The 13,995-nt window shown below is 50.3% G+C and carries 15 protein-coding genes and 1 CRISPR repeat array (1 of these 16 cut by a window edge); of the genes, 8 read left to right on the forward strand and 7 right to left on the reverse strand.

What is annotated here, in order from left to right:
• Positions 1 to 146: 146 nt before the first annotated feature.
• The 4 genes from CYJ98_RS08980 to CYJ98_RS08990 all read right to left on the reverse strand — a co-directional run bounded on the left by CYJ98_RS08980 (position 147) and on the right by CYJ98_RS08990 (position 1,381).
• Complete coding sequence (locus CYJ98_RS08980) at positions 147 to 383, reverse strand: zinc-ribbon domain-containing protein (protein WP_101755687.1); 237 nt, start codon at positions 381 to 383, stop codon at positions 147 to 149.
• A 34-nt stretch (positions 384 to 417) separates the two neighbouring features.
• A complete protein-coding gene (locus tag CYJ98_RS11110) occupies positions 418 to 531 on the reverse strand; it encodes a hypothetical protein (protein ID WP_349290129.1) in 114 nt (37 codons plus the stop codon).
• Between the two features lie 116 nt (positions 532 to 647).
• The gene (locus CYJ98_RS08985) at positions 648 to 983 is read right to left on the reverse strand and encodes a zinc ribbon domain-containing protein YjdM (RefSeq protein WP_049323689.1); all 336 of its coding nucleotides are present in this window, start codon (positions 981 to 983) and stop codon (positions 648 to 650) included.
• Between the two features lie 59 nt (positions 984 to 1,042).
• The gene (locus CYJ98_RS08990) at positions 1,043 to 1,381 is read right to left on the reverse strand and encodes a hypothetical protein (RefSeq protein WP_049349234.1); all 339 of its coding nucleotides are present in this window, start codon (positions 1,379 to 1,381) and stop codon (positions 1,043 to 1,045) included.
• Between the two features lie 445 nt (positions 1,382 to 1,826).
• On the opposite strand from CYJ98_RS08990, the gene CYJ98_RS08995 reads away from it, so the two are divergent.
• Positions 1,827 to 2,783 carry a DUF2167 domain-containing protein gene (locus CYJ98_RS08995; RefSeq protein WP_101755685.1) on the forward strand — a complete coding sequence of 319 codons (957 nt, stop codon included), beginning with the start codon at positions 1,827 to 1,829 and terminating at the stop codon, positions 2,781 to 2,783.
• Positions 2,784 to 2,848: 65 nt separating this feature from the next.
• Here CYJ98_RS08995 and gltX read toward each other — a convergent pair whose 3' ends face one another.
• Positions 2,849 to 4,243: a glutamate--tRNA ligase gene (gene gltX / locus CYJ98_RS09000; RefSeq protein WP_101755684.1), complete on the reverse strand. Its 1,395-nt coding sequence runs from the start codon at positions 4,241 to 4,243 to the stop codon at positions 2,849 to 2,851.
• Between the two features lie 159 nt (positions 4,244 to 4,402).
• On the opposite strand from gltX, the gene CYJ98_RS09005 reads away from it, so the two are divergent.
• Together CYJ98_RS09005 and CYJ98_RS09010 are read left to right on the forward strand one after the other, a co-directional pair.
• Positions 4,403 to 5,497 carry an ABC transporter substrate-binding protein gene (locus tag CYJ98_RS09005; RefSeq protein ID WP_070461002.1) on the forward strand — a complete coding sequence of 365 codons (1,095 nt, stop codon included), beginning with the start codon at positions 4,403 to 4,405 and terminating at the stop codon, positions 5,495 to 5,497.
• Between the two features lie 106 nt (positions 5,498 to 5,603).
• Positions 5,604 to 5,855, forward strand: coding sequence for a hypothetical protein (locus tag CYJ98_RS09010; RefSeq protein ID WP_070461000.1), 252 nt, complete (start codon positions 5,604 to 5,606; stop codon positions 5,853 to 5,855).
• 70 nt (positions 5,856 to 5,925) lie between these two features.
• On the opposite strand, the gene CYJ98_RS09015 is transcribed toward CYJ98_RS09010, so the two are convergent.
• Both CYJ98_RS09015 and arsC read right to left on the reverse strand, forming a co-directional pair.
• On the reverse strand, positions 5,926 to 6,582 hold the full coding sequence (locus CYJ98_RS09015) for a YdcF family protein (RefSeq protein ID WP_070460998.1): 657 nt from the start codon (positions 6,580 to 6,582) through the stop codon (positions 5,926 to 5,928).
• Positions 6,583 to 6,607: 25 nt separating this feature from the next.
• A complete protein-coding gene (arsC, locus tag CYJ98_RS09020; protein WP_004519164.1) occupies positions 6,608 to 6,967 on the reverse strand; it encodes an arsenate reductase (glutaredoxin) in 360 nt (119 codons plus the stop codon).
• Between the two features lie 169 nt (positions 6,968 to 7,136).
• Between arsC and CYJ98_RS09025 the strand changes: the two genes are divergently transcribed.
• The 5 genes from CYJ98_RS09025 to metG all read left to right on the forward strand — a co-directional run bounded on the left by CYJ98_RS09025 (position 7,137) and on the right by metG (position 13,068).
• On the forward strand, positions 7,137 to 7,619 hold the full coding sequence (locus CYJ98_RS09025; RefSeq protein ID WP_049349226.1) for a TlpA disulfide reductase family protein: 483 nt from the start codon (positions 7,137 to 7,139) through the stop codon (positions 7,617 to 7,619).
• Between the two features lie 249 nt (positions 7,620 to 7,868).
• A complete protein-coding gene (ftsE, locus tag CYJ98_RS09030; protein ID WP_003681151.1) occupies positions 7,869 to 8,519 on the forward strand; it encodes a cell division ATP-binding protein FtsE in 651 nt (216 codons plus the stop codon).
• Positions 8,516 to 9,433: a permease-like cell division protein FtsX gene (ftsX, locus tag CYJ98_RS09035; RefSeq protein WP_003747810.1), complete on the forward strand. Its 918-nt coding sequence runs from the start codon at positions 8,516 to 8,518 to the stop codon at positions 9,431 to 9,433. Before ftsE ends, ftsX begins: the two co-directional genes overlap by 4 nt.
• Positions 9,434 to 9,629: 196 nt before the next feature.
• Entirely contained in the window at positions 9,630 to 10,883 is a 1,254-nt protein-coding gene (gene murA, locus CYJ98_RS09040; protein WP_070504121.1) for a UDP-N-acetylglucosamine 1-carboxyvinyltransferase, read from the forward strand.
• Between the two features lie 127 nt (positions 10,884 to 11,010).
• Complete coding sequence (gene metG / locus CYJ98_RS09045; protein WP_101755683.1) at positions 11,011 to 13,068, forward strand: methionine--tRNA ligase; 2,058 nt, start codon at positions 11,011 to 11,013, stop codon at positions 13,066 to 13,068.
• Between the two features lie 279 nt (positions 13,069 to 13,347).
• A CRISPR array of direct repeats spans positions 13,348 to 13,995; the repeat unit is 36 nt; unit sequence CTCTGAAAAACCTCCCCACCACATGGGGATTAAGAC; it runs 25 nt beyond the window's last position.

Consider the following 13,995-nt stretch of genomic DNA (forward strand, 5'->3'; position numbering starts at 1 on the left):
TAACGGTTTTACACTCGCGTATGTGCGGAACATTTTGCCGCCGCTTTTTCAGACGGCCTTTCAGGTTAACCTTCCGAAAGAATGTTTTGTTTTTTTAAATACAAGAGTAAGAGGCATGTAATTTCATGACTAGCCTCTTTTTAATCTTAATAATTTAAATATTCATTAATTTCTTGTTTTTCAATTTCTTTACCGCGTTGGCAAACTGGGCATAGGACGTAATATTTTTTTCCATAAGGAATAAGAGGAATCCAGTAGAGGGAAAATTTTCGACCCGTCTCAATAATTTCCCAAGGAGCGGTTTGTTGACAGTTTCCGCATTGGATAACAGACTGAGTATGTCCTAGTTCTTTTTGATAGCCTTTATAGCCCCAGATAATCATATGTATTACTTTCCTTTCTTATTTAAACTGAAAATTATTTATTGAAGTCGTAATCTTTGATAACTTCGATCTTTTCAATTTTAATCTCGTTTTTGGGTTTGGTGTTTTTACCAGTTTGGCTCTCGACAATCTTACCCACAATATCCATGCCATTTATGACTTGACCAAAGACAGTATAATCACCATCTAAAGCAGAATTTCCGCCTTTCTTGTAGGCTTCAATAATCTGAGCAGGATATTTATTTTTAGATAAAAATAAAATCTTTAGGCTTTTTTGACGAACTCAGATTTCAAGTTCATCGCGCTGCCATCGATTTTACAACCGATATTGTGGTCGCCCTCTTGCAGGCGGATGCCTTTGACTTTGGTGCCTTGCTTGATGACCATAGAGCTGCCTTTGACTTTCAAATCTTTAATCAAGACAACCGTATCGCCATCTTGCAATACCGCGCCGTTGGCATCTTTGACTTCCAAGGCATCATCGCCGGCAGCCGCAGCATCGGCCTCGTTCCACTCATGGGCGCACTCAGGGCAAACGTATTGGGCACCATCTTCGTAAGTGTATTCGGAGTGGCATTTCGGGCAGGGAGGTAGGGACATGAGGTTTCCTTATAAAGATGATAAAAGAAGCGTAAAACGCAAATAATACAATGTCTAAGTTATTGCTTCGCCTTGCTGCCGCCTACGCCGTAAACGGCATTCCACGCCGCATCCAACATCTGGCCGGCTTGTTGCAGCTTGGCATTTTGCTGCTCTTTCTGAGCCAAGGCCGTCTGAATTTCACCTTTCAAACGGTCAATATCGGATTGCGCAGCCTGCAAACGGCGCTGCGCGCTTTCCAAATCGCTTTGCAGGGAAATAATTTTGCTGTCGTTGCTGTTTTGCTCATTCAAAGCGGCACGGTAAACCGATTGGACGGACAGCAAACGGTCTTCCGCCTCACCGGCATACGCGGCAGCAGCGGATAACATCATCAGGGCAAGTAAGGTTTTTTTCATGGGTTTTCCTTTAAAGTCGTTTGATTTGTAAAGTAAAGCGCAAAGCCAATTTTTTCCGCCGCCAATTTTACATAATATGCTTGTTGGTCTTTGTTCTTAATGGCTTATTTTATCCAATTCGGACATTCAGGCTGCCAATAAAAGTTAATTCAATCAACTGTTGTGATAGGCAGGCAGCTATTATTTTCTCATATTCTCCGCCTTATTCCATTATTTTCTGGTTTTATTAGAAAAGGCCGTCTGAAAAATTTTCAGACGGCCTTTTTGAATTTCACAACGATTGCTCTATCTCTCGTCAAAAAGCTTTCCTGTATTTTTAAATTACAGTCATATTTAAATATGTAAATATGATTTATTTATTGTAAAATTTATCCTTTAGTCATGCCGGAGCATATGGTGTTGCGGCTGTCTGCATCTTTTTTAATTCTTCTTCCATGAGAACCCTATGATGAAAAGCAACCGTCTCGCCTATGCCGTTTTGGCAGCCCTACTATCTATCCAAACCCTGCCGGCTTCTGCAGCCAACGCTGATACCGCCTCTGCCGTCGAGGCATCCGGACAAGAAGCGCAACAAGCCTCAGATTCTATCGCGAACTACGTTGACGACCAGATCATCCAAGGCCCGGCAACCGTTGATTTGGGCAATCAGGCCAAACTGAAACTGCCTGCAAAAATGGTCTTTGTGAAAAAAAATCGCGCCAACGCCATGATGAGGGAAGCAGGCAACGCCACAGATCCCAACCGCTACGGCCTGATTCTCCCCGAATCGGAGAACGAGGACGGTGACACTAATTGGATAGTAGACCTGACCTTTACCGATTCCGGCTACATCAAAGACGATGATGCCAAAGAATGGGATGTTGAAGCCATGCTCGAGCAGCTGAAAGAAGGCACCGAGGAACAAAACAAAGAACGAGCCTCCCGCAACATACCGGAAATAGAAACACGCGGCTGGGTAGAAAAACCGCAATATGATGCAAAGACCCATCGTCTGATTTGGTCGATTGACATTCTGAATAAAAACGAACCCGACCCCAATCCTACCATCAACTACAATACTTTCCAGCTGGGACGCGAAGGCTATATTGAATTGACTATGATCACCGATTTGAAAAGCATAGATCAATACAAACCTATTGTGCAAGAATTGTTGGGCAATATCGAATTCAACGAAGGCAAGCGTTATAGCGATTTCAATGCGGCAACCGACAAAGTAGCCGAATACGGACTGGCTGCCTTGGTTGGCGGTATCGCTGCAAAAAAACTGGGATTATTAGCTTTGGCCGGCGCATTACTGGCTAAATTCGGCAAACTGATTATTTTCGGTGCTGTTGCAGCAGGCGCATTGTTTAAAGGCCTGTGGCGCAAAAAAGATAAAAATAAACCGAACGAAGAAGAATAAATAAATCCTGTTCAAAATAAAAAGGCCGTCTGAAACATTTCAGACGGCCTTTTATCATTCATGCCTTACGAACGAATCCGTTTCAACACTTCTTCTTTGCCGATTAATGCCAATACAGCATCGACGCTTGGGGTTTTTGCCGTACCGCAGACAGCGAGGCGCAGGGGCATACCGAGTTTGCCCATTTTGATGCCTTCTTCGTCGCAGAAAGGTTTGAAGAGATCGTGGATGGCTTCGGCGTTCCAGTCTTCCAGCCCTTCGAGGCGTTCGGCAAAGCGCAGCATACGGGCGGCGGCTTCGTCGTCCCAGTGTTTCTGCACGTCAGCTTCGGCAGGGGTTTGTTTGACGTAGAAGTAGAGGCACTCGTCGGCAAGCGTGTTCAGGTCTTGGGCGCGGTCTTTGACCAATGCCAACACGTCTTCCAAAGCAGGCTTGCTTGTTTCGTGGATATCGCGCAGGGCGAGGCGCGGTTTCACCATTTCGGCCAGTTTTTCGTTGGCGGTGATTTTGATGTGTTCGCCGTTAATCCAGTAGAGTTTCTTCAAATCCATGCGGCTTGGAGACGGGGAAACATCTTTCAAATCAAACCATTCGATGAATTGTTCCATCGTAAAGAACTCGTCGTCGCCGTGCGCCCAGCCCAAGCGTGCCAGATAGTTGAGCATGGCTTCGGGCAGGATGCCCATTGCGCCGAAATCGGTAATGGCAACGGTATCGCCGCTGCGTTTGGAGATTTTTTTGCCTTGTTCGTTAAGAATCATCGGCAGGTGGCCGTATTCAGGCAGGGTGGCGCCAATGGCTTTTAAAATATTGATTTGTTTTGGGGTGTTGTTCACATGGTCGTCACCACGGATAACGTGGGTAATGCCCATGTCGTAGTCGTCCACGACAACGCAGAAGTTGTAGGTCGGCGTGCCGTCGGCGCGGGCGATAATCAGGTCATCGAGTGCTTCGTTGGGGATGGAGATTTCGCCTTTGACTAAGTCCGTCCATTTCGTAACGCCGTCCAAAGGCGTTTTGAAGCGGACGACGGGTTGAACGTCGGCAGGGATTTCGGGCAGGGTTTTGCCTTCTTCCGGACGCCAACGGCGGTCGTAAGTCGCCGTGCCTTCTTTTTCGGCTTTCTCGCGCATGGCTTCCAGCTCTTCTTTGCTGCAATAGCAGTAGTAGGCATGGCCTTTTTCTAAAAGTTCGGCGATGACTTCTTTGTAGCGGTCGAAACGGCGGGTTTGGTAAACGACGTTGTCGGCGTTGTCGTAGTTCAGGCCGACCCATTTCATGCCGTCGAGGATGATGTTGACAGATTCGGCAGTAGAGCGCGCCAAGTCGGTGTCTTCGATACGCAATAGGAACTCGCCTTTATGATGGCGGGCAAACGCCCATGAAAACAAGGCGGTGCGTACGCCGCCGATGTGCAGGTAGCCGGTGGGGCTGGGGGCGAAACGGGTTTTGACGGTCATGATGGCTCCAAAGTCTTTGAAAACAGGTATTTTACTTTTTCGGCAAGGTTTAAACAATGTAAGGCCGTCTAAAAATAATGTCGGCGCAGAAGGACCGTCTGGGAACTTTTCTCCTGAAAACAAAACTAATGATAATTATTTCTTTGAAAGTATCCGCTCATGAACAAACGCGCTTTATTTACCGCCCTCGCCCTCCTGCCCCTTTTTGCCCAAGCCGAAATCAAAACTATCAAAGACGTATTGGGACGCGAAGTCAAAGTCGATGTCCCTGTCAAACGCGCGGTTTTGGCGTTTTACTATCCCGACTATATCGCGGTAACGGGCGCGGACAAATTTAAAAACGTCATCGGCATTTCGCGTGAGTTTTGGGAGAAATTCAATCCCGGCAGCTGGGCGATGTTCAAACAGAAGCTGCCTACCCTGCAAAACATTGCGGACATCGGCAACATCAGCACCGGCACGTTTTCACTGGAGAAAACGCTCGCGCTCAAGCCGGACGTATTGATTCTGGCCGACTGGCAGTATAAGGCCATCGCCACCCACCTGCCGCGCATTAAAGCGGCAGGCATACCCGTCGTCGTGGTCGATTTCAACGCCGAAACCGTCGCGCGGCACACGCGCAGTGCGGAAATTTTCGGCGAACTCAACGGTACGCAGGCGCGCGCCCAAAAAATTGCCGCCGAATACGCCCGAGGCATTGCCGACATCCAAAAACGCGTCGCGCGCGCCAAGCAGTCCAAACCGAAAATCTATATCGAATTCGGCGACAAAGGCCCGTCCGAATACAGCTACACCTTCGGCAAAGATATGTGGGGCGCGATTGCCGACACAGCAGGTGGCAACAATATCGCCGCACCTTACGTTAAAAACTGGGGACCGGTAAACCCTGAAAAATTCCTGACGGCCAAACCCGACGTCATCGTCATTTCGGGGACGGAAAACGGCCATAAAGACAAGCCTGACATTATGGCGATGGGCATAGGCATCAGCCAGGCCGATGCGCAACGCCGCCTGGCCGGATTTGTCAAACGCAAAGGCTGGGCAGACATTCCTGCCGTCAAAAACAAACGCGTTTACGGCATCTACCACACCGCCTCCCGCTCACTCACCGATTTGGCCAGCGCACAATTTATCGCCAAAACCCTGTATCCGCAGCAGTTTGCCGACATAGACCCAAACAAGACCTATCTGGACTTCTACCGCAAATACCTGCCCGTCGTGCCGGACGGTACATTTTACATCCGATTGAAATAGCGGCTGCAAAAATCATAGGCTCAGGCCGTCTGAATATGTATGCTATACCAATATGGTTTTATTATGTATAATTATTATTCTTTTTATTTAATGTATTGGACAAGATATGACTGAACAAAACCAAATCGGCCATCAACAGGCTCCAATTGTAAGCGTCAAAGAATGGTTGATAACAAACTTGATTTTGATGATTCCGCTGGTCAATATAGTTATGACGTTTGTATGGGCATTCGGCTCAAACACCAATCCGAATAAAGCCAATTATTTCAAGGCTGCCTTGATTCTGTTTGTCATCTATCTGGTACTGGCTGTAGCTGTAGTCATTTTTGGCAGTGCAGCTGCAAATCAATATCAATAAGTAAGCATACATTTAGGCCGTCTGAAACCTAAAAGGCTTTAGACGGCCTTTTGTATGGCTTGCCCAAAGCTCAACCACCTATCCAATTCCAAACCGCATCGCTCCATTTGCCGATACGGTAGAGAAACAAAGAATAGCTCTCCTGCATCAGGAACTTGGCTTTCTTGTTGCGCTCGTCAAAGCGCGTGGTCGGGGTGGCGGAGAACTGCGCGTCTGACAAGCCCAAATCGGCGGCCATTTCTTCGGCGCGCGCCAAATGATACGGGTCGCTGACAACAATAATGCTGCCGATGCCGTTGGCGTGCATGATGGGGACGATATTGCGCAGGTTCTCATAAGTGTTGCGCGACGTGTTTTCAAACAGGATATTGTGCGCCGGTATGCCCTGCTTGAGCGCGTATCGGCGCCCCACTTCGGCTTCGGTCATAAATCCTTTTTTGGGCGTGCCGCCGGTGAAAATGATTTTGCCGACCCGATGGCTTTGGTAGAGCGTGATGGCGTGGTTGATGCGCTCACGGAATACCGGCGACGGGCGTTTATCCCATGCCGCCGCACCCAATACCACCGCCGCATCGGCATGAGCATCCTTCGGCAAGGTGTGCGAACCTGTCCGGTAAATCTGCCATGTGCCGCTCAAAAAAATACCGCACACCAGCAAAACGCTCAAAGCAAGGCCGCGAAACAGGTAATATCGCAGGCCATTGCGGCTTTTAAGCAGGGAAATCATCTTCAGACGGCCTTATCCAACCCTATCAGCCGAGTAGGGCGGCAATGTTTTCCAACGGACGGCCGATGGCTGCGCGCGTAGGCGTTACCAAAACGGGACGCTCGAGCAGGGCGGGGTGTTCGGCGATTGCCTGAAGCAGGGCGGCATTGTCCAAATCGGGGTTGTCCAAACCCAATTCCTTGTACAAATCGTCTTTTGTGCGCATCATGCCGCGCACCGATTCGATACCGAGTTTGGCAAACATATCCTGCAAAGTCGCCAAATCGGGCGCGGTATCCAGATATTTGACCACGTCGGCGGCAACGCCTTTTTCTTCGAGCAAAGCCAGCGCGGCACGCGATTTGCTGCAACGCGGGTTGTGATAAAGTGTGAATTCAGACGGCATGAAAATCTCCGTATTATTGCAAAATCATTCAATGATGGCGGTTATTATCGTCTGCAACTGATTTTTACTCAAACTTTTTACCTGATATCTTGATACGAATCGGTAGGCATACCCACCAAACCGTTTTACAATAAACACAATTTCGATTGGCAACCTCAAGGATACAACCATGAAAGCCTTAACCGCCCTTCTACTGTCCGCCACCGTTTTTACTGCTGCGCCAGCCTTTGCCGCCGATGAAACGGCAGGTTGGCAGGACAACAAACCGCAAAGCCTGGAATCGCTCAAAGCCCCCGTGCGCGTGGTCAACCTTTGGGCAACCTGGTGCGGCCCCTGCCGTAAAGAAATGCCCGCTATGTCCGCATGGTACAAAGCGCAGAAAAAAGGCAGCGTCGATATGGTCGGCATTGCGCTGGATACGACCGACAACATCGGCAAGTTCCTGAAACAAACGCCGGTCAGCTATCCGATTTGGCGTTACACCGGCGCCAACAGCCGCAACTTCATGAAAGCCCACGGCAACAACGTCGGCGTATTGCCCTTCACTGTCGTCGAAGCGCCGAAATGCGGCTACAAACAAACCATCACCGGCGAAGTTAACGAAAAAAGCCTGACTGCTGCCGTAAATTTGGCTAAAACCAAATGTAAATAAAACAGTGGATAGGGTGCTTAACCTACGCTGATACCGAGGCCGTCTGAAACCCAACCGTTCAGACGGCCTTTATTTCAAACCATGTTGTTTTGTGTTGCAAACCGGCAGTGTATCCACAGGCAGAACCGGGGTTTCACTATCAAAAAGCAGCCGAAATATTTATAATCTGTGAATATCCCCACTTTTTCAGACGGCATGTTGCCCTATCGATGACGCCGGCCGTCTGAATCCCTATTTTCAGGAAAACCCATGATCCGTTTCGAACAAGTTTCCAAAACCTATCCCGGCGGTTTCGAAGCCCTGAAAAATGTCAGTTTCCAGATTAACAAAGGTGAGATGATTTTTATCGCCGGCCATTCGGGTTCGGGCAAATCCACCATTTTGAAGCTGATTTCAGGCATTACCAAGCCTACCAAAGGCAAGGTTTGGTTCAACAATCAAGACCTCGGCACCTTGAGCGACAATCAGATCGGCTTTATGCGCCAACATATCGGCATTGTCTTCCAAGACCACAAAATCCTCTACGACCGCAATGTCTTGCAAAATGTTATCCTGCCTTTGCGGATCAGCGGCTACCAGCCGCGCAAAGCGGAAGAGCGCGCGCGTATTGCGATTGAGAAAGTCGGCTTAAAAGGCCGCGAAAACGATATGCCTATCACTTTATCCGGCGGCGAACAACAACGTTTGTGCATCGCGCGCGCAGTGGTTCACCAACCCAGCCTGCTGATTGCCGACGAGCCGTCCGCCAGCCTCGACCGCGCCTATGCGCTGGATATTATGGAATTGTTCAAAACCTTCCATGAAGCAGGCACGACCGTGATCGTTGCGGCGCACGATGAAACGCTGATGGCGGATTACGGCCACCGCGTCTTGCGCCTGCAGAAAGGACGCCTCGCATGAGTATGATTCATTACATCTCGCTACACGTCGAATCGGCACGCGCCGCACTCAAAGAGCTTCTGCGCCAACCCATCGGCACGCTGCTGACCCTGCTCATGCTTGCCGTTGCCATGACCTTGCCGCTGTTTATGTATTTGGGCATCCAAAGCGGACAAAGCGTATTGGGCAAGCTCAACGAGTCGCCGCAAATTACGGTTTATATGGACACCGATGCGGCAAGTTCTGATGCCGATACGGTGAAAAATCTGCTCCAACGCGACAGCCGTATCGATAAAGTCCGCTTTATCAGCAAGCAGGAAGGTTTGGAAGAATTGCAAACCAATCTCGACCAAAACCTCGTTTCCATGCTCGATGGCAACCCGTTGCCCGATGTCTTTATCGTTACGCCCGATCCTGCCACTTCTCCGGATCAGATGCAGGCCATCTATAAAGACATTACCAAGCTGCCGCGCGTCGAATCTGCAACCATGGATACCGAATGGGTACAAACCCTTTATCGTATTAACGAATTTATCCGCAAGATTTTGTGGTTCCTCTCGCTGACTTTGGGCATGGCCTTTGTCTTGGTGGCACACAACACCATCCGCCTGCAAATCCTCAGCCGTAAGGAAGAGTTGGAAATCACCAAGCTGTTGGGTGCGCCCGCTTCCTTCATCCGCCGTCCTTTCCTTTATCAGGCAATGTGGCAGAGTATTTTCTCCGCCGCCGTCAGCCTGGGCTTGTCGGCCTGGCTGCTGGCCGAAGTACGGCCGCTGGTGGACGCGATTTTCAAACCCTACGGCCTGAACATCGGCTGGCGTTTCTTCACATTTAGCGAAGTGTCGCTGGTATTCGGCTTCGTCATCGCGCTGGGCGTATTCGGCGCATGGTTGGCCACTACGCAACACCTTTTGGGTTTCAAAGCCAAAAAATAAGCCTTAGCAAACAGGCCGTCTGAACTATTCAGACGGCCTGAAATCTTATCCTTTCGCAACTTAAACAAACCTTGTGAAAATTTAATACTGCCAAATCTAACAGCAAGGGCATAATCCCTTATAATTGATGGTTTATTATCCATCTCATTTCATTTGTGCGGCATAAACCGTGCAGACAAATAACGAAAGACATCCTGTGGACAAACTCAAAATCTCTGCCAACGGCCCCCTCAACGGCGAAATCATCGTATCCGGCGCAAAAAACGCCGCCCTGCCGCTGATGTGTGCCGGTCTGCTGACTTCCGGCACTTTACGCTTGAAAAACGTACCCATGCTCGCCGACGTCAAAACCACCCAAAAACTGCTGCAAGGTATGGGCGCACGCGTTTTGACCGACAACATCTCCGAATTTGAAATCAACGGCGGCACCGTCAACAACACCTGCGCACCTTACGAGCTGGTAAAAACCATGCGTGCATCCATCTTGGTTTTGGGTCCGACCCTCGCCCGCTTCGGCGAAGCCCAAGTCAGCCTGCCCGGCGGTTGCGCCATCGGTTCGCGCCCGGTTGACCAACACCTCAAAGGCCTTGAAACCATGGGTGCGGAAATCACCATCGAACACGGTTACGTCAAAGCCAAAGGCCGTCTGAAAGGCACGCGTGTCACCATGGACGTCGTAACCGTAGGCGGTACCGAAAACCTGCTGATGGCGGCCACACTTGCAGAAGGCACCACCATCCTCGAAAACTGCGCCATCGAACCCGAAGTCGTCGATTTGGCCGAATGCCTCGTCAAAATGGGCGCAAAAATCAGCGGCATCGGTACAGCAACCATGACCATCGAAGGCGTAAAAGAGCTGCACGGCTGCGAACACAGCGTCGTTCCCGACCGTATCGAAGCCGGTACCTTCCTCTGCGCCGTTGCCATGACCGGCGGCAAAGTCGTCCTGCGCAATGCCGCCCCAAAAACCATGGAAGTCGTGTTAAACAAACTGACCGAAGCAGGTGCCATCATCGAAGCAGGCGACAACTGGATTTCCATCGACATGCAACAACGCCCCAAAGCCGTGGACATCCGTACCGTCGTCCACCCGGGCTTCCCAACCGACATGCAGGCGCAGTTTATGGCCATGAACGCCATTGCCGAAGGCAGCAGCCGCGTGGTGGAAACCATTTTTGAAAACCGCTTCATGCACGTTCCCGAACTCAACCGCATGGGCGCAGACATCACCACCGAAGGCAACACCGCCTACATCAAAGGCGTGGAAAAACTCTCTGGCGCCGTCGTGATGGCAACCGACCTGCGCGCCTCCGCCAGCCTCGTCATGGCAGGCTTGGTCGCAGATGGCGAAACCATCGTCGAACGCATCTACCACCTCGACCGCGGCTATGAATACATCGAGAAAAAACTCGGCGGCGTAGGCGCAAAAATCGAACGCGTACGCGGTTGATCCCATACGCAGCCGATAAATAAAAGGCCGTCTGAAACACCGGCAATCGGGTTTCAGACGGCCTTTGCGTATTGTTTTGCGGTATAATTCCCGACATCTTTATCCATTGTTTTTAAAAGCACAAACCATGACACGCAAAATCCTTGTCACTTCCGCGCTGCCGTATGCCAACGGCAGCATCCACCTCGGCCACATGGTCGAACACATCCAAACCGATGTTTGGGTACGCTTCCAAAAACTACGCGGCCACGAATGCTACTACTGCTGCGCCGACGACACCCACGGCACGCCCGTGATGCTTGCCGCGCAAAAACAAGGCATCGCGCCCGAAGACATGATTGCCAAAGTGCGCGAAGAGCACCTCGCCGACTTTACCGGTTTCAACATCGGCTACGACAATTATTACAGCACCCATTCCCCTGAAAACAAACAGTTTTCCCAAGACATTTACCGCGCGCTGAAAGCTAACGGCAAAATCGAAAGCCGCGTCATCGAGCAGCTTTTCGACCCCGAAAAACAAATGTTCCTGCCCGACCGCTTCGTCAAAGGCGAATGCCCGAAATGCCACGCCCAAGACCAATACGGCGACAACTGCGAAGTCTGCGGCACGACCTATTCCCCGACGGAACTGATTAATCCGTATTCCGCCGTATCCGGTGCCAAACCCGAATTGCGCGAATCCGAACACTTCTTCTTCAAACTGGGCGAATGCGCCGACTTCCTCAAAGCATGGACTTCCGGCAACAATCCGCACGACGGCAAGCCCCATCTGCAAGCCGAAGCCCTCAACAAAATGAAAGAATGGCTGGGCGAAGGCGAAGAAACCACGCTGTCCGACTGGGATATTTCCCGCGACGCGCCGTATTTCGGTTTTGAAATCCCCGACGCGCCGGGCAAATACTTCTACGTCTGGCTGGACGCGCCCGTCGGCTACATGGCATCGTTTAAAAACCTGTGCGACCGCATCGGCATCGATTTTGACGAATACTTCAAAGCCGACAGCCAAACCGAGATGTACCACTTCATCGGCAAAGACATCCTCTATTTCCACGCCCTGTTCTGGCCCGCCATGCTGCATTTCTCCGGCCACCGCGCCCCGACCGGCGTGTACGCACACGGCTTTTTAACTGTAGACGGACAAAAAATGTCCAAATCGCGCGGCACCTTCATCACCGCCAAATCCTATCTGGAACAAGGCCTGAACCCCGAGTGGATGCGCTACTACATCGCCGCCAAACTCAACAGCAAAATCGAAGACATCGATTTGAACCTGCAAGACTTTATCAGCCGCGTCAACAGCGACCTCGTCGGCAAATACGTCAACATCGCCGCCCGTGCTTCAGGTTTCATCGCCAAACGCTTTGAAGGCCGTCTGAAAGACGTTGCCGACAGCGCATTGCTGGCAAAACTGACTGCGCAAAGCGAAGCCATTGCCGAATGCTACGAAAGCCGCGAATACGCCAAAGCCCTGCGCGACATCATGGCCTTAGCGGACATTGTCAACGAATACGTTGATGCCAACAAGCCGTGGGAGCTCGCCAAACAGGAAGGTCAAGACGCACGCCTGCACGAAGTATGCAGCGAACTCATCAACGCCTTTACCATGTTGACCGCCTACCTTGCCCCCGTCTTGCCGAAAGTGGCCGAAAACGCCGCCAAATTCCTGAATTTGGAAGCCATCACTTGGGCAAATACACGCGAAACCTTGGGCGAACACGCCATCAACAAATACGAACACCTCATGCAACGAGTGGAGCAAAAACAAGTGGACGATTTAATCGAAGCCAACAAACAGAGCATCGCCGCCGCAGCCGCGCCTGCCGCCGAAGAGAGCAAATACGAAAAAGTCGCCGAACAAGCGAGCTTCGACGACTTCATGAAAATCGACATGCGCGTCGCCAAAGTATTGAACTGCGAAGCCGTCGAAGGCAGCACCAAACTTTTGAAATTCGACCTCGATTTCGGTTTTGAAAAACGCATCATCTTCTCCGGCATCGCCGCGTCTTACCCGAATCCTGCCGAATTGAACGGCCGCATGGTCATCGCCGTCGCCAACTTCGCCCCGCGCAAAATGGCAAAATTCGGCGTATCCGAAGGTATGATCCTCTCCGCCGCCACAGCAGAGGGCAAACTGAAGCTCCTCGACGTTGACGCAGGCGCACAGCCCGGGGATAAAGTGGGCTGATACCTTTTACCACAGCACAAAGCAAAGGCCGTCTGAAACTTTCAGACGGCCTTTTACTAAAATATGCTTCTCAAGCAATAGCTTGAATGTTAAAATGACAATATTGTTCCCAATAGGGAACAATAGGTTTTTCAGGGTAAGTCAGACTTGGATTGCCCTTATTTTTCAGGCGGAAGCCTTATTTTCTATGTTAATCCCCGTTTATCTTTGTGAATATTTGTAATTTAGATATTGGCCATTTTAACCTGCTGAATTTAATAAAGAAAACACCCCTCCGCTCTCTGAAAAACCTCCCCACCACATGGGGATTAAGACGATGTTCATTTTGTAGTCCTTTCGTTTAGGTTAATGGCTCTGAAAAACCTCCCCACCACATGGGGATTAAGACTCAGCAAACTCCTTGGATGCTTCCGCGTAAAACCTCTGAAAAACCTCCCCACCACATGGGGATTAAGACTTTCTGGTGAAAGTTGTAAGCTACGTACGATTTTCTCTCTGAAAAACCTCCCCACCACATGGGGATTAAGACCCTCAGGCTGAAGCGGACGTTATCCGCTTTATTGGCTCTGAAAAACCTCCCCACCACATGGGGATTAAGACGCAGCAGCTGCTGCTATCGACATCATGGTCTTACCTCTGAAAAACCTCCCCACCACATGGGGATTAAGACACAGTCTGTTCAACAGTGTTACATCACCGTGTGCCCTCTGAAAAACCTCCCCACCACATGGGGATTAAGACACTGTCTTTAGCCAACAGTACACGGTCTGAATGAGCTCTGAAAAACTTCCCCACCACATGGGGATTAAGACGTTGAGTCTAGGACGATAGAGCCAGCGTTAGAAACTCTGAAAAACTTCCCCACCACATGGGGATTAAGACGCATTTTTGTCGGCATAGTCGCCGTCCAATGCCACTCTGAAAAAC

Source organism: Neisseria perflava (assembly GCF_002863305.2).
Lineage (GTDB): Bacteria > Pseudomonadota > Gammaproteobacteria > Burkholderiales > Neisseriaceae > Neisseria > Neisseria perflava_A.